This window comes from Kitasatospora sp. NBC_00458, from assembly GCF_036013975.1.
In the GTDB taxonomy this organism is placed as follows: domain Bacteria; phylum Actinomycetota; class Actinomycetes; order Streptomycetales; family Streptomycetaceae; genus Kitasatospora.
The window spans coordinates 2,488,586-2,504,644 of the sequence record NZ_CP107904.1 but is presented as its reverse complement, the minus strand read 5'-3'; the positions used below and the strand labels follow the sequence as shown (position 1 = coordinate 2,504,644).

Sequence of the window (16,059 nt, the reverse complement as noted above, 5' to 3'; positions counted from 1 at the left end):
GCGTCGCACCCGCGCCCCAGGGGGTCGCCCGCGGATTCCCGGCCGCCGCCGGGTGGCCGGGAATCCGCAGGCGGGTCCCCGGTTCAGGCGACGGTCAGGACGATCTTGCCCTGGGTGCGGCCCGTGCCGATCAGCTCGTGCGCCTTGCCGGCCTCCTCCAGCGGGAAGGTGTCGGCGACGTGCGGGCGGATCCGGCCCTCGTCGACCAGCGCGGCGATCGCCTCCAGCGAGGCGTAGTCCGGCTCCACCGAGATCCCCGCGAACCGCCGCCCGGCGGCCTCGACCTCGGCGGCGAGCGCGGTGTTCCAGTGCTCCATGATCGAGACGAGCACCCCGCCCGGCCGCAGCACCTCCAGCGAGGCGGTGCCCTGCGAGGAGGAGTCGAACACCACGTCCACCTCGCCGACCGCCTTCAGGTGGTCGTCGGCCCGGTAGTCGATCACCTCGTCGGCGCCCAGCCCGCGCACGAACCCGTGCTTCGGCTCGCTCGCCAGCGCGATCACGTACGCGCCACGGGCCTTGGCGATCTGCACGGCGAGGTGCCCCACGCCGCCCGCCGCGCGGTGGATCAGCACCCGCTGCCCCTCGGAGAGCCGCGCCGCGTCCACCAGGCCCTGCCAGGCCGTCAGCGCGGCCAGCGGCAGGGCCGCCGCCTGCACGTGGTCCAGCGAGGCGGGCTTGCGGGCCACCTGGCGGGACGGCACGGCCACGTACTCGGCGTAGCCGGTGGCGGCCCGAGGGAAGAACGGCAGCCCGAACACCTCGTCGCCCGGCTTGAACCGGGCGCCCGGGCCGACCTCCTCGACCACGCCCGAGATGTCCCAGCCGACCCCGAACGGCGGCTCGCCGAGCAGCGGGTACACGCCCGAACGGACCGCCGCGTCGACCGGGTTGACGCCGCTGGCGTGGACCCGGACGAGGACCTCGGCGCCCAGCGGGGCGGGCCGGTCGGTCTCGACGACCTCCAGGACCTCGGGGCCGCCGAAGGACTTCTGGATGACTGCGCGCATGGGACTGCTCCTTCTCCGTCGGGATGATCGCTCGGTGACGGGTCCAACAGTAGGAAGACCGGAAGCGCGGATGAATATCCTGCTGTCTCCGGAAGATGTCCCAGCGTCTCGCCACCCGACCGCCTCGGCCGGACGGCTCCGCGGAGGCCCCACGGAGGCCCCGGCGGCACCCGGGGCGGCACCCGGGAGGGGGCCCTCCGAGGTGGACCCTCCCACGGCGGGAGGGTCCACGATGGCGGGGTGCTGCCAGACCGAGACGAACTCCTCACCATCGGGCGCTTCGCCCGCCTCTGCCGGCTGAGCGTCAAACAGCTCCGCCACTACGACGAGACCGGCCTGCTCGCCCCCGCCCGGGTCGACCCCGCCACCGGCTACCGCTACTACGCCCCGGAACAGGCCCGCGACGCCCTCACCATCGCCCTGCTGCGCGAACTCGACCTCCCGCTGGCGGTGATCGCCGCCACCCTGGCCGCTGAACCGCCGGACCGCGCCCGCCTGCTGCGCGCCGAACGCGACCGCGTCGCCGAGCGGATCACCCGCGACCGGGCCCGGCTGGACCTGCTGGAACGCCTCGCCGAGGGCGGCGGCCTGCCCGGCTACGAGGTCGTCCACGGCCGGGAGCCGGACCGGCGGCTGGCCGTGGTCCGGGCCACGGCGGGGCCCGCCGACCTGGGGGAGCGGATCGGCGAGTGCGTCGGCGTGCTGCTGGCCCGGCTGGACGGCGCCTGGCGACCGCCGCTCTGGGGGCTGTTCCCGCTGGACCTGCGGGACGGGATGCGGATCGCCGTCGGAGCGGAGCCGGCCGAAGCGGCGACGGCGGGGACCGGAACGGCGGCCGGGACGGCAACGGCGGCCGGAACGGCGGCCCGGACGGAGCCGGCGGAGGCGGGCGGACGGCCCGGCCTCGCCCACGAGGTGCTGCCCGGCGGACCCGTCGTCGAGACGGTGCACCACGGCCCGTACGCCCGGCTCCCGCTCGCTTACCACGCACTGCTCTCCGCGGTGCACGAACGCGGGCTGCGCCCGGTGGCGCCGGTCCGGGAGGCGTACCTGGTCGGGCCGGGGGAGGCCCCGGCCGAGGAGTGGACGACCCGGTTGGTCGTACGAGTCGAGGAGGACGCGGCATGACGGAGCGGCACGGAGCGGAGCACTGCGAGACGACCGCCCTGGGGGTGCTGCTGCGCCACGAGGGCCTGGACCTGTCCGAACCGATGCTGTTCGGGCTCGGAGCGGGCCTCTCGTTCGTCTACTGGGACGGCAAGGGCCTGGACTTCCCGTTCCTCGGCGGCCGGGTCAAGCCGTTCGAGCTCACCCGGAACCTCGCCGCCCGGCTCGGGCTGGAGCTGGTGGTCAAGGAGACCGGTTCCGCCCGCCGGGCCTGGGAGAACGTGGCCGCCGAACTCGGTGCCGGACGGCCGGTCGGGCTCCAACTGGACAGCTACCACCTGGAGTACTTCACCTCGAAGGTCCACTTCGGCGGGCACGTGGTCGCGATGACCGGCCACGACGGGCGCGACGCGCAGCTGGTCGACACCGCCCAGCAGGGCGGCGCCGTCACCACCAGCCTCGCCTCGCTGGCGGCGGCACGCGCCGAACGCGGGCCGATGACGGCGCGGAACCGCTCGTTCACGCTCGCCCTGCGGGGCGAACCGCCGCTGCTGCAGGGCCTGTTGGTTCCCGCGCTCACCGCCTGCGCGGAGGCGTTCCTGCACCCGCCGATCGCCAACCTCGGCCACCGGGGCATCGACAAGGCGGCGGCGCTGGTGCCGGGCTGGCTGGACCGCGCCGACCTGCCGGAGGTCCGACTGCCGCAGGCCGCACGGATGATGGAGCTGGCCGGGACCGGCGGCGCACTGTTCCGCAACCTCTACCGGGACTTCCTCGCCGAGTGCGCGGACCTGCTGGACGACCCGCGCCTGCGGAGCGCCCACGCGAAGTACGCCGAGGCGGCGCGGGGTTGGACGGAGGTGGCCCGGCTGGTGGCCGCCGCGGGCAGCTCGGGCGCGGCGGCGCCACTGGCCGAGGCGGGTGCGCTGCTGCGCGTACTGGCCGGCCTGGAGCGTTCGGCGATGGGGGAGTTGAGCCGGTTGGCGGGCTGAGCCGGGGCCGGGGGTTTGCCGTTCCGGGCCCCCGCGTGCGGAGCCCCGCGCGCGGCGCCCGGCTCACCCGGAGGCCGGCGCACCGATCCGGGCGACGCCGGACCGGGTGGTCCGGCAGCGCCACCAGGCCGCCCCGTCCGGCCCGTCGGCGGCGGGCTCCAGCAGGTGGGTGTGCCCCGGACAGGGCGGCCACTGGACGAACTCGTGGCCGGCCAGGTGGTCCCGGACCTGCTCCGCGACGAAGGCGGTGAGCCGTCCGGGCGGCAGGTAGGGGTCCGTCTCCCGGACGAACAGCCGGCCCCGCGCGCCGCCCAGCCCCAGCAGGAAGCCGGTGTAGTGGTCCTCCGAGAGGTTCCAGTGCAGGCCGTGCGGCAGGGTCCCGGCGGCGACGGCCCGGAGCAGGTCGCGTCCGACCAGGGCGCAGGGCTCCCGGAACTCGGCCGGGACGACGTCCGGCGGTTCGCCGTCCAGCGGCCAGGTGGCGAGGGTGCGCATGCCGACACGGTAACGGCGCGCGGTGCGGACGGGAACAGCCCGGGGGTACGGACGGGAACAGCCCCGGGGTGCGGGCCCCGGGGCTGTCCGTGCGGGAGCCGGACGACGGTCAGAAGACCGGCTGTCCGGCGCGGACCAGCCGCCACGACTCGGTGTGGAAGTCGGCCGGGTCGATGACGCCCTTGTCCTTCACCCAGCCGATCATCGCGTTGCGGATCTCGTCCGAGTTGGCCCACAGCTTCTGGGCGGCCGCGACGTGCGGGAAGTTGCCGCCGCCGTTGGCACGGTAGTTGTTGACCGCGAGGACGAACTGGGCCTGCGGGTCGATCGGCTTGCCCTCGAAGCTGAGGCCGACGATCCGGGACCCGACCGGCTGGGAGATGTCGATGTCGTACGAGACGCCGTACACCGCGTCGTAGTTGTAGTCGGGGGTGTTCTGCGCGTTGGTCAGCGTGGCCTTGTCCACCGCCGCGCCCGGGGCCAGCTGGGCGTAGTACTTCGCCGAGTACTCCAGGTAGTCCTTGATCTGGGCGCCCGTCAGGACGCGGGCCTCCAGGGTGTTCTCGTAGATGTACAGGCCGGCCGCGTCGCGCAGCTTGACCTGGCCGGCCGGGATGACGGCGGAGCGGTTGAACGGCGCGGCCTGGGCCAGGACCGGCAGCTTGGCGTACTGGCCGCCGGCCAGCGCGGCGCGGACCACGTCGGCCTGGACCCGGCCGATCAGGTCGATGATCGGGGTGTCCCGGAACGGCGCCTCGGCGATGGAGAGCTCGATCCGGGAGGTGCCGATGACCTGGTTGACGTACTCGACGACCTTCTTGTGCTGGTCGGTCATCAGGCCGACGATCTCCGGGTCCTCCGGGACGGTGTTGGAGTTCAGCACCCGGGAGGAGAGCGAGACGACCTTCCACGCGCCGTCGACGAGCTCGGCCTCGAAGTCGAAGCAGGTCAGCCGCTGGCCCCAGGCGAGCGGCTCGGAGAGCACGACGGCCTTGCCGGTCTCCTTGTTGGTGATCAGCCGCTGCGGGATCTCCTTGTGGGCGTGGCCGACCAGGATCGCGTCGATGCCGGGCACCTGCTCGGCCAGCGCGCCGGAGGCGTTCTCGGCCCACGGCAGCTGGTCGCCGTAGGAGGTGGCCTCGTCGACGCCGGAGTGGCAGGCGACCACGACGACGTCCGCGCCGGCCGCCTTCAGCTTGGGCACCCAGACCTTCGCCGTCTCGACGATGCCCGGGAAGGTCATCTTGCCGGCGACGTTCGCCTTGTCCCAGATCGCGATGCCCGGGTTGGTGAGGCCGAGGATGCCGACCTTGAGCGCCGGGCCGCTGCCCAGCTTCAGCTTGCGGATCACGTACGGCGGGAAGGCCGGCTTGTCGTTGCGGGCGTTCAGTGCGTTGGCGCCGAGCAGCGGGAAGTCGAGCTGCTCCTCGAACGCGCGCAGGGTGTCGATGCCGTAGTTGAACTCGTGGTTGCCGAGCGCCGCGGCGGTGTACTCCATGGTGTTCATGGCGAGCGCCATCGGGTGCTCGGGCGCGGTGTCGGCCTCGGTGGCGATCGGCTCGACCCGGGCGTAGTAGTAGGTCAGCTGGGTGCCCTGGATGGTGTCGCCGGCGTCGATCAGCAGGGTGCGGTCCCAGCCCTTCTCCTCGCGGACCTGCTTGGCCAGCGTGGAGATCTTGGCGAGGCCGACCTCGTTGTGCGCCTTGTCGGCGTAGACCGCGTCGGTGAAGTAGTCCCAGTTGAGCACCCGGCCGTGCAGGTCGGTGGTGCCCATGACGGTGAAGGCCTGCCGCTTGCTCCGGCCCTTCGCGCGGGCGTCCGCCGGGCCGGCGGCCGCGGCCGGGGAGGCGGCGGCGAGGGTGGCGCTGCCGGCCAGCGCGGCGCCGGCGGCGGTGGCGGCGGACCGGGCGACGAAGTCACGGCGGTTCAGGGGCATGGACGACTCTCCCGGGTGGGGACTGCGAACGGATCGTCAACGACCGACGACGGCCGACGGTAGCGGCCCACAGGCTCGGTGACGCGCGTAGAGGTACGCGCGTAGAAGTGTGCCCTGCACCCCCGGCGATGGGTAGCCCCCGGAGCTTTCCAACAGGTGAGATCTTGGCGACTCGTTCGTGACGCGGCCGGGCGGGTGTCGCACCCGCCCGGCCGCGTCACCGACGGCGGCGGGACGCCCTAGATGTAGCCCTCGCGGACCGCGTGGGCCACCGCGTGCGCCCGGTTGCGCAACTGCAGACGTGTGGTCAGACCGTGCAGCACGTTCTTGACGGTCCGCTCGGAGTAGGACAGCCGGGCCGCGATCTCCCCGGTGTCCCAGCCCTCCGCGACCAGCCGCAGCACGTCCGACTCACGCTCCGACAGACCCGCCGGCGCATGGCCCGGCATCCCCTGCACGGACCGCTGCAAGCGGCCCACCTGGGCGATCAGCCGCCCCTGCAGATCGGCCGGCAGATCGCCGTCGCCCCGGGCCGCGGCCAGCACGGCGCGGCCCAGCCGCTCCGGCGTCGCCTCCCGGCGCCACAGGATCGCGGCGACCCCGCACTCCACGGCCTCCAGCAACTCGGTCTCACGCATCCGCTCGACCACCAGCACCACCCGCTGCCCGGCACCGCGCACCAGCCGGCGCAGGGCGGCCGTGGCGGCGGCGTCGGCGGACTCGGTGACCAGCACGGTGACCGTGCCCGGCGCGGCGGTCCCGGTCGGATCCACCACCGCCACCCCGGGGAACCGGCGCAGCTGGGCCTCCGCACCCGCCCGGGAGAGCGGATCGGCGGCCTGGACGGCCACCGGGACGGTGGCCGCACGGGCGGCGGCACCGGCGGCGCCACCGGAAGGGCGGACCGGCGCCGCGGCGGTCACCTGGGGGTGGACGGCCGGAGCGGCACCCGGAACCGCGAGCGGGCCCGCGGCGACGGAACGCGACGCCACCGGCCGTTGCGGCGGAACGGTGCGCGCGACCGGCGCCGACGCCCGCCCCGCCGGAACCCGGCGGTCGTACTCGGTGTGCAGGACAGTCAAATCTGGCCCCCTCCTGGAGAAACCGGCCCGGCCACCCCGACAACGGACGCCGAACCGCACGGGCGCCGCGTCCCCTCGTGGAGTGGTGAACCGTTCGACGGCGAACCGGAGCGCTGCCCGTGCCCCGGAACGGACACCACTCTTCCCGCCGGGGACCACTCCCGGCCATCGTGGTCCACCACGAGATCGGGCCGCCGACCGGGACCACGGTCCCACCCGTGCCCGGGCCCCGGGTCACCCGGGGGTGCCACGACCGGGCCCCAGGTCACCGCAGCCCCGGGCCCCCGGTCCCGGACCCGGCCGCCGGACCGCCCCACCCCGGCACGCACCCCGGACCGACCCGTTCGCGGCCCGTGGACCGACCCGTTCGCGCACCCCGGACACCCGCCGCCCGCCCGCCGGACGCCCCGTGCGGGGCCCCGTCCGGACCCGTCCGCCGGGGCGAGAACCGCACCCCCCGGGGAACGCGTGAATAGGAGGTCAAGCCATTTACCCGATACAACGGGAGACACTGCCCGTTCGGACGGCAGCGGGCGCCCGGAGAGGGCAGAGGGGAGAGAAGGGGAGCCGGATGAACACCGCCACCTCGACCCGCCTCGCAGAACGCGAACCACAGCTGCGGCGGATCACCGACCACACCGAGGCCGCCAGGACCGGCACCGGCAGCGTCCTGCTGCTCACCGGAGCCGCCGGGACGGGCCGCAGCGCCCTCCTCGCCGAGGCCGCCCGCCGCGCCGCCGCGACCGGCACCACCGTGCTCCGCTCCCGCTGCTCGGCGGACGAGGCCGCCACCCCGTACGCCGCCGCCCGCCAGCTCTTCGACACCGGCCCCGCCCCGGTCGGCCCCTACGGCCACGTCCCGTACGGCCACTTCCCCTTCGGCCACTTCCCGTACGGAAACCCGCCGAACCCCCAGGGCACCGGCAACGGGACCGACCCCGACACCGCCGAGGCCACCCTCTGGTCCCTGCTCCGCCTGCACGCCCACCACCACCCCGTCCTGCTCGCCGTCGACGACGTCCACCTCGCCGACGAACCCTCCCGCCGCTGGCTGCGCCAGGTCGCCCGCCGGATCGACCGGCTGCCCGTCGTGCTCCTCGCCACCGAGCGCCGCCAGAACACCCTCGACACCCCGCCCGACCGGTTCGGCCGCGACCTGCCCGCCGAACTCGCCACCACCCTCCGGCTCGGCCCGCTCAGCACCCCCGCCGCCGTCCGGCTCGCCGAACAGCACCTCGGCCCCGGCACGTCCCCCGCCCTCGCCGCCGACTGCGCCCGCGCCACCGGCGGCAACCCGCTGCTGCTCACCGCGCTCCTCGGCGACCTCGGGCCGGGGTGGCGCGGGCCGGACGCGGGCGGGTACGAGCCCGCCCCCGGCGGGTACGGGCCGGGCCGGTACGAGCAGGACCCGGGACGCCTCGAACCGGGCCCGGGCCGGTACGAGCCCGCGGCAGACCCGTACGAGCCGGTCCCGGGGCAGCGCGAGCTGGAACCGGCGTCCGCCCCGGTGCTCCTCCACCCGACTCCGGCGCTCCGCCCCGGCCCGACGCTCCTCCACCCGGCTCCGGCGCTCCACCCGACTCCGGCGCCCCTCCCGGGCCGCGGAACAGCGCCCGGCCCCCGCCCCGATCACGGCCCCGGCCGCAGTCCGGACCACGGCCCGGGCGAACCCGCCGACGCATTCCGCCCCGCCGGCACCGCCACCCTCCCCGACACCCGCACCGACACCCGCACCGCCCCGTCCGCCCCCCGGAACACCCGCACCACCCTGCCCGACACCTGCGCCGCCCTCCCCGGCAGCGCCTTCGCCGAAGCCGTCGACACCTGGCTGCACGGCGGCGGCAACCAGGCCGTCACCGCCGCCCGCGTCCTCGCCCGGATGCGCGAACACCCCGCCGCGACCACCCCCGCCCCCGGCACCGCCCACGCCGACCTCGTCCCCCTCCTCGCCGACCTCACCGCCGCCGACCCCGGCCGGCTCACCGGCTGGCTCACCGACCTCACCGCCCACGGACACCTCGACACCCCCGCCCCCGGCAGCTGGCCCCAGTTCGCCCACCCCCTCCTCGCCGACGCCGTCCTCGCCGGCCACGGCCCCGGCCACCGCGCCGACGTCCACCGCGCCGCGGCCGAACACCTCCACCGCGCCGGCGCCCCCGACGAACGCATCGCCGGCCACCTCCTGCTCACCGCCGCCCCCACCCCCCGCTGGGCCACCGAGACCCTCCGCCGCGCCGCCCGCAAAGCCGCCGACGCCGACCGCCCCGCCGACGCCGCCGCCCTGCTGCGCCGCGTCCTCGCCGAACCCCTCAGCGACCGCCAGCGCGGCCTCCTGCTCACCGAACTCGGCAGCCTCGAAGTCACCCTCGGCCCCGCCGAACGCACCGCCGGCGTACGCCACCTCGCCGAGGCCGTCCACCTCCAGCAGTCCGACGAAGGCCTCTTCCGCGCCGCCGGCACCCTCGGCGCCGTCCTCGCCACCCGCGGCGACACCGCCGCCGCACTCGAACTCATGGAAGAACTCGCCGACCGCTTCGCCGACCACGAGGACCTCGTCCACGCCGTCCAGGCCGCCACCGCACAGATCGCCGCCCACGACGGCCGCAGCTGGCTCCAGGTCGTCGAAGGCGTCCAGCGCTTCGCCGCCCGCACCCCCCACCGGCTCGCACCGCCCGCCTACGCCCTGCTCACCGAGTTCGACGCCACCAGCGGACTGCTCTCCGCCGCCGACGTCACCGAACGCGTCCGCGAGCTCGACGGCTCCGCCGTCGACCCGCTCTGCCGCTCCTACCTGCTGGTCTCCCTCGCCACCCTGGCCCAGTGGAGCGACCAGCTCGACCAGGCCGAGGAGTTCGTCACCCGGGGCCTCACCGCCTACCGCGGCGGACCGCTCGACCCCGGCTACCAGTGCCTGCTCTCCGTCCGCGCCGAGACCAGGATCATGCGCGGCGAGTACCAGGCCCTCCTGGACGACTACGCGCTCACCGCCCCCGGCCCCTGCACCCCACCCGCCACCCGCCCGGCACCCCCCGCCCCGCCCGCCCCGCGGTCCACCCCCTGGGGACCGCCCGGACTGCCCCGGCTCCACCCCCGGGGCACCACCGACGCCACCGACCGCTCCTGGTGGAGCGGCGCCTGCTCCGACACCGCCGGCACCAGGACCCCGCCCACCACCCCGGGCCCGGCACCGGCCACCACCCCGGGCCCGGCACCGGCGACCACCCCGCACGCCGGCGAGGACCCCTCACCCGGCCGGTACACCGAACTCCTCGGCCAGCAGAACGCCCACCTCGTCGCCCAGGCCGTCCTCGCCCTCGTCGAGACCGGTCGCCTCTGGCAGGCCCACGGACTCTCCCGCGCCGTCGCCGCCGACCGCGCCCAGGACTCCTGGGAGTGGAACGAGTACCTCTACGCCCGCGGCCTGCTCAAACTCGCCTCCGGCGAACCCGCCGAAGCCCTCGCCGACCTCCTCGAATGCGGACGCCGCCAAGGCGAACGACAGGTCCGCAGCCCCATCGTCACCCCCTGGCGCTCCGCCGCCGCCGACTGCCACCTCCAACTCGGCGAACCCGGCCCCGCCGTCGCCCTCGCCGAGGAGGAACTGCGGCTCGCCCGCGTCTGGGGCACCCCCCGCACCGTCGGCCGCGCCCTGCGCACCCTCGCGGCCGCCACCGGCGGACGCCACGGCCTCGACCTCGCCGCCGAGGCCGTCCAACTCGTCCGCGGCGCCGAACTCGACACCGAACTCATCCCCGCCCTGATCACCTACGGCCGCCTCCTCGCCGACGGCGGCCGCCGCGGCGCCGCCCGCCGCGCCCTGCGCGAGGCCGCCGGCCGGGCCGAACGCCTCGGCGCCGTCCGCCAGCGCGCCGCCGCCCTCGAATCGCTCCGCGCCTCCGGCGCCCGCATCGGCCGCGGCGAACACGCGGGCGCCGAGGCGCTCACCGACAGCGAACTGCGGATCTGCCGACTCGCCGCCGCCGGACACTCCAACGCCGAGATCGCCGCCATGCTGCACCTCGCGGTCCGCACGGTCGAGACCCACCTGACCAACAGCTTCCGCAAGCTCGGGATACGGCGGAGGCTGGAACTGGCGGGCGTCCTGGAAGCGTGACGGCCACGCCGGACGGGCGGGCGGACACGCCGGAGGCACCGGCGGACATGCCGGGAGGTCGGCGGCCACGCCGGACGGGCGGGCGGACACGCCGGAGGGGCGGGCGGAAGACCCCGCCCACCCCTCCCGTACGCCCGCCCCACCGCGACGGGCCCCCGCTACGCCGGGACCAGCGCCGCCATCTCGTCCACCGCCCGCGCCAGCTCCGCCGCCGGATCGGCCCCGTTCGGCGTCCACGGCTGCCAGGTCCGCGCCCGCAGATAGCCGTCCACCGCCAACGGCAGCCGCCGCACCACGATCGGCTCGGTCGTCGGCCCCGGCCCCGCACCGCGCAACCGCTCCAGCAACACCGGCACCCCCGCCGACGCGGGCAGCGGCGCCGACCGCACGAACGCCGCCAGCGCGTCCAACTCCGGCCAGTACGGCGGCGGCTGAGCCGACCGCGGCACGACCGGCGGGACCACGGCGACCGGCGGAACCGTCGACACCGGCCGAGCCGGAGCCGGAGCCGGCGCCACCGGCGGAACCGACACCGAGACCGACGTCTCCTCCAACACCGAAGCCACCGACGGGGACCCCGACAGGACACCCGGCGAACCCCCCGGCGTCACCGCCCCCTGCTGCCCCTGTGGTCCCTGCGCCCCCCGCGGCCCGCCACCCGGCACCAACAACGCCACCGCGCCGTACAACCCCGCCACGATCCCCGGCCACCACACCCCGCCGTACCCCGCGAAATGCAGCCCCAGCCCACCCGCACCCGCCGCACAGGCGGCGATGTTCCGGACCGACCCCAGGTACCGCAGCACCCGCCCACCCACCTCGCCACCACCGTTACTGGTAGCCACGGATCTCCTCGAACGCCCCGTCCAGCGAACCCGTCCCGTCGAACAACTTGCCCCCCGTCAGATCCGCGATCCCCTGCAACTGCCCCTTCGCCGCATCACCGAACAGGATCGGGAACACCGGAACCGACTTCTGCGCCGCCGGCAACCCGCCGTAGAACGACCGGAAGTCCTTGTCCGTCGCCCCCTCGTTGCTCTCCCCGTCCGTCATCAGCACGATCGACGTGAACCGGTCGTCCCCCGCCGCGGCCTGCTGCCGCTGGATCACCCGGTACGCCTCCTGCAACGACGAGTACACCGCCGTACCGCCGTCCGACGACAACGCCTGCACGTCCGCGTTGATCGACGCCAACTCCTGCTGCGCCGCCGCCCCCGAAGGCACCGCGTGCGTCTTCGTCGACTTCACCTTCGACGCGAACGAGATCAGCGTGACCTCCTCCCGGTCACGGAACCGCCGCACCCCCCGCGTGTCGTCCGCCCCCGTCAGCCGACCCATCGCCGCCTTCAGCGACGACAGCCGCTGCCCCGCCATCGAACCCGACGTGTCCAGCACGTACACCGTCCGCGACGGCCGCCGCAGCTCGTTCTGGTACGAGGACAGCAGCCCGTCCGCCACCGCACGGGTACCCGGGAACGGCAACTCGTGCTTCCGGTCCGTCGGCAGACCGGCCGCCGGCGCCACCCCCGCCCCGATCGGACGGCGCAGCGTCAGATCGGTGATCCGCTTCTGCACATCGTCCTTGAGCAGGTACGCCGTCAGCCTCTGGAACGCCTCCCGCTCCCGCTGCGCCGACGAACTCAGCAGCGTCAGCGGATAGTTGGCCGTCACCACACCGTCGGTCGGGCGGACCACGGTGAGCTGCTGGTCCGCCGGCAGCGTCTTGTTCAACGACAGCAGCACCGACTCGTAGTTCACCAGCGCCCCCACCGAGCCCTGCTCGGCCCGGGAGTACGCCTGCGTCAGCCAGCCCGAGGACCCGGACGTCAGCTTCTGCCCGGCGAAGAACTGCTTCAGCGACGGAGTCGCCTTCTGCACGTCCGCCTCGGTCAGCGCCGCACTGGCCCCCGAGAACGCCGCCGCCACCGCCGCCAGCGCCGAGAACCCCGAGTTCGACCGCGACGGATCCGCCATCCCGTACGCCAGCTTCCCGGCGGCCGCCGCCTCCGCGAGGTTCCCCCAGGTCACCTTCGAACCGTCGCCCCACGCCAGCTCGGCCAGCACCGACGTACGGATCCCGAACGCCACCGGCGAGGCCATCACCGGCGTCTCCGACAGCAGCTTCGACTTGCTCCCGTCGTCCAGGTGCAGGTACTGGTTCGACGGGAACCAGATCGCGTCGTACTTGCCGTCCGCCTTGCCCGAGGACACCGCGTCCGCGCCGTCCAGCGACCCCGTCCAGTCGAACTGCACGGTCACCCCGGTCGCCTTCTGCGCCTCCTCCAGCACCGGCGCCATGTCCTGCAGCTCACTGCCCGCGAGCACCCGCAGCACGCCCGCCTGCGCGGTCGGCGCCGGCGGCCGGCTCGCCGTCGGCGGCGGATCGGTCTTCGCCGACGTGCACGCCGTCACCGTCGCCACCAGCAGCGCCAGACCCGCCGCCAGACCCCGTGCCCCGCTCTTCCGCATCTTCGCCGTCCCGCTCGTCATGTCCCCCGCTCAGCCCTTCGTCGCGCCGTCGATCAACTTCTGCAGCATGTCCGCCACCGGGATCGGAGCCTGCTTCACCTTCGCCGCACTCAGGTTGGGGGCGAGGTTGAACGAACCGCTCGCGCTCTTCAGCTGCTGACCGAACGCGTTGGTGTCCCCCTGCGGGCGGAAGCCGTACTGGGCCGCCAGCTCGCGGAGCCTCGGGTTGCCGTTGAGCTGGTCCGCCAGCTTCCGGCCGTTCTCGGTGAGTCCGACGACGGTGTGGTCGGAGTAGACCGTGGTGTCCGGGTACAGCACCACCAGGTCCTCGGGCGCCTTCTTCTTCACGACCAGTTCGGCCGCCTGGGACTCGTACGCGAGCACCAGCGCACCGCCGCCGTTCGACAGGAAGTCCGCGAACGGCTCGTCGGTGGACTTCTTCAGGGCGCCCTGCTTGGTGATCGCCGTGTGCAGGAGCCCCTTGGTCTTCTCCACGCCCGCGACGTCCGCGACCGGCTGGTGGCCGTTCTCCAGGAAGGAGAGCAGCGCGACGTACATCGCGCCGGAGGAGGACGAGGTCGGGTCGGTGGTGGTGAGGTAGATGTCCCCGGACAGCTCGCCGGGCTTGTCGCCGGTGAGCTGGTCCCACTTCCGGCCCGACCGGACGGCGTCGAGGTACGGGTCCATCTTGAAGGTCCAGACCTTCGACACCGGGTCCTGGCTCGCCAGTCCGTTGGCGGCCAGCGCTTTGGCCGTCCCCTCGTGGGCCATGATCACCAGGGGCGAGTAGAACGGGCGGATCGCCGTCTCGGTGATCTTCCTGCTGGCGCGGATCGCGTCGGCCGGCGGCTGGCTGGCCGGGAAGGCGAAGTCCATGCCGTCCAGGTTGTCGGCCATCTGCCAGGACCCGGCGCTCAGCACCTTCACCGTGAGGCCCTTCGCGGCGAGTTCCTTCTTGACCTCGGCATCGTCGAAGAACTCGCGCTTCTCCGATCCGATGACCCCGGAGACGTTGACGGCCCCGGAGTCCTTCGGATCGTCATTCACCGGTTTCAGGAGTGCGAACGCCACCCCGCCGAGCAGCAGCAGTGCCGCCAGCACCCCGAACGCACGCTTCATGCCGGACGCTTCCCCCTCGTCGGATCCCTCACGGGCCCCGGGCGATCCCCACCCGGGTGACGAGCGTCCCGCCGGGCCGCGAGCGACGGCGGAAGCCACGGTGAACCAGGGGTGAACACCCCTTCACGGAATCGCATCGGAGGTCGATCCGCGGCCGTCGGCGGGGACCTCTCGCACACCGGTCCGACACCGTGTCAGATATGTTCAACTCTCCTTACGGCAACGGTCATCCCGCGGTCCGGACGCGCGTCGACGTTACGCGCCGGTAATGCCTACGCTCAGCTGTATGCGCCGAGCAAAAATCGTCTGTACCCTCGGGCCCGCCACCGACTCGTACGACCAGATCAAGTCCCTGGTCGACGCCGGGATGGACATCGCCCGCTTCAACCTGAGCCACGGCTCCCACATCGAGCACGAGGAGCGCTACCGCCGGGTCCGCAAGGCCGCGGACGAGACCGGCCGCAGCGTCGGCGTGCTCGCCGACCTTCAAGGCCCGAAGATCCGCCTGGGCACCTTCACCGAAGGCCCCGTACTTCTCGAACGCGGCGACCTGTTCACCATCTCCACCGACAACGGCGTCGAGGGAGACCAGAACGGCTGCGGCACCACCTACCCCGGCCTCGCCGGCGACGTCACCCCCGGCGAGCGGATCCTCGTCGACGACGGGCGCGTCACCCTGGAGGTCGTCGAGGTCGACGGGCCCCGGGTCCGCTGCCTCGTCATCGAGGGCGGCCTCGTCTCCGACCACAAGGGCCTCAACCTCCCCGGCGTCGCCGTCTCCGTCCCCGCGCTCAGCGAGAAGGACGTCGCCGACCTCCGGTGGGCCCTGCGGACCGGCGCCGACCTGATCGCCCTCTCCTTCGTCCGCAGCGGCAAGGACGTCGAGGACGTCCACCGCGTGATGGAGGAGGAGGGGCGCTTCGTCCCGGTCATCGCCAAGATCGAGAAGCCGCAGGCGGTGCAGAACCTCGACTCCATCGTCGACCGCTTCGACGGCGTCATGGTGGCCCGCGGCGACCTGGGCGTGGAGATGCCCCTCGAACAGGTCCCGATGGTCCAGAAGCGCGCCGTCAAGCTCGCCAAGCGCAACGCCAAGCCGGTCATCGTCGCCACCCAGATGCTCGACTCGATGATCAACACCTCCCGGCCCACCCGCGCCGAGGCCTCCGACGTCGCCAACGCCGTCCTCGACGGCACCGACGCGGTCATGCTCTCCGGCGAGACCTCGGTCGGGAAGTTCCCGGTCGAGACGGTCCGCACCATGGGCCGCATCATCCAGGCCGCGGAGGAGGACATCCTCGCCGCCGGCCTCCCGCCGCTCACCGCGGGCAGCAAGCCCCGCACCCAGGGCGGCGCGGTCGCCCGGGCCGCCGCCGAGATCGGCGACTTCCTGCACGCCAAGTACCTGATCGCCTTCACCCAGTCCGGCGACACCGCGCGCCGGCTGACCCGCTACCGCTCGCCGATCCCCGTCCTCGCCTTCACCTACGAACCCGCCGTCCGCAGCCAACTCGCCCTCACCTGGGGCGTGGAGACCTTCCTCGGCCCGTTCGCCCCCACCACCGACCAGATGGTCGAGCAGGTCGACGCCGCCCTGCTCTCCCTCGGCCGGTGCGAGAAGGGCGACATCGTCGTCATCACCGCCGGCTCCCCGCCCGGCCTCGCCGGCTCCACCAACCTCGTCCGCGTCCACCACGTGGGCACGCTCGACGACTGACCGCCCCGGTGCGGCTCC

Annotated in this window: 11 protein-coding genes; 4 read left to right on the top strand and 7 right to left on the bottom strand. The window is 74.2% G+C overall.

What is annotated here, in order from left to right:
- Positions 1-83 precede the first annotated feature (83 nt).
- The gene (locus tag OG550_RS09735; RefSeq protein ID WP_327676289.1) at positions 84-1,010 is read right to left on the bottom strand and encodes an NADP-dependent oxidoreductase; all 927 of its coding nucleotides are present in this window, start codon (positions 1,008-1,010) and stop codon (positions 84-86) included.
- 240 nt (positions 1,011-1,250) lie between these two features.
- On the opposite strand from OG550_RS09735, the gene OG550_RS09730 reads away from it, so the two are divergent.
- Positions 1,251-2,138 (top strand): MerR family transcriptional regulator, encoded by an 888-nt coding sequence (locus tag OG550_RS09730; protein ID WP_327676288.1) that lies wholly within the window; start codon positions 1,251-1,253, stop codon positions 2,136-2,138.
- Positions 2,135-3,109 carry a BtrH N-terminal domain-containing protein gene (locus OG550_RS09725; RefSeq protein WP_327676287.1) on the top strand — a complete coding sequence of 325 codons (975 nt, stop codon included), beginning with the start codon at positions 2,135-2,137 and terminating at the stop codon, positions 3,107-3,109. Before OG550_RS09730 ends, OG550_RS09725 begins: the two co-directional genes overlap by 4 nt.
- Positions 3,110-3,172: 63 nt before the next feature.
- Here OG550_RS09725 and OG550_RS09720 read toward each other — a convergent pair whose 3' ends face one another.
- The 3 genes from OG550_RS09720 to OG550_RS09710 all read right to left on the bottom strand — a co-directional run bounded on the left by OG550_RS09720 (position 3,173) and on the right by OG550_RS09710 (position 6,463).
- Positions 3,173-3,604, bottom strand: a complete 432-nt coding sequence (locus tag OG550_RS09720) for a hypothetical protein (RefSeq protein ID WP_327676286.1) — start codon at positions 3,602-3,604, stop codon at positions 3,173-3,175.
- Between the two features lie 109 nt (positions 3,605-3,713).
- On the bottom strand, positions 3,714-5,540 hold the full coding sequence (locus tag OG550_RS09715) for a bifunctional metallophosphatase/5'-nucleotidase (protein WP_327676285.1): 1,827 nt from the start codon (positions 5,538-5,540) through the stop codon (positions 3,714-3,716).
- 239 nt (positions 5,541-5,779) lie between these two features.
- A complete protein-coding gene (locus OG550_RS09710) occupies positions 5,780-6,463 on the bottom strand; it encodes a helix-turn-helix transcriptional regulator (RefSeq protein ID WP_442906141.1) in 684 nt (227 codons plus the stop codon).
- A gap of 730 nt (positions 6,464-7,193) precedes the next feature.
- Here OG550_RS09710 and OG550_RS09705 point away from each other — a divergent pair.
- Positions 7,194-10,736: a helix-turn-helix transcriptional regulator gene (locus tag OG550_RS09705; RefSeq protein ID WP_327676284.1), complete on the top strand. Its 3,543-nt coding sequence runs from the start codon at positions 7,194-7,196 to the stop codon at positions 10,734-10,736.
- A gap of 158 nt (positions 10,737-10,894) precedes the next feature.
- On the opposite strand, the gene OG550_RS09700 is transcribed toward OG550_RS09705, so the two are convergent.
- From OG550_RS09700 to OG550_RS09690, 3 genes are read right to left on the bottom strand one after another with little or no spacing between them, the layout of a single operon-like run.
- Positions 10,895-11,581: a hypothetical protein gene (locus tag OG550_RS09700; protein ID WP_327676283.1), complete on the bottom strand. Its 687-nt coding sequence runs from the start codon at positions 11,579-11,581 to the stop codon at positions 10,895-10,897.
- Positions 11,568-13,226: an extracellular solute-binding protein gene (locus tag OG550_RS09695; RefSeq protein WP_327676282.1), complete on the bottom strand. Its 1,659-nt coding sequence runs from the start codon at positions 13,224-13,226 to the stop codon at positions 11,568-11,570. The genes OG550_RS09700 and OG550_RS09695 overlap by 14 nt, the downstream gene beginning before the upstream one ends.
- Before the next feature lie 9 nt (positions 13,227-13,235).
- Positions 13,236-14,324 (bottom strand): substrate-binding domain-containing protein, encoded by a 1,089-nt coding sequence (locus tag OG550_RS09690; protein WP_327676281.1) that lies wholly within the window; start codon positions 14,322-14,324, stop codon positions 13,236-13,238.
- 286 nt (positions 14,325-14,610) lie between these two features.
- Between OG550_RS09690 and pyk the strand changes: the two genes are divergently transcribed.
- Positions 14,611-16,041, top strand: a complete 1,431-nt coding sequence (pyk, locus tag OG550_RS09685; RefSeq protein ID WP_327676280.1) for a pyruvate kinase — start codon at positions 14,611-14,613, stop codon at positions 16,039-16,041.
- Positions 16,042-16,059: the final 18 nt, after the last annotated feature.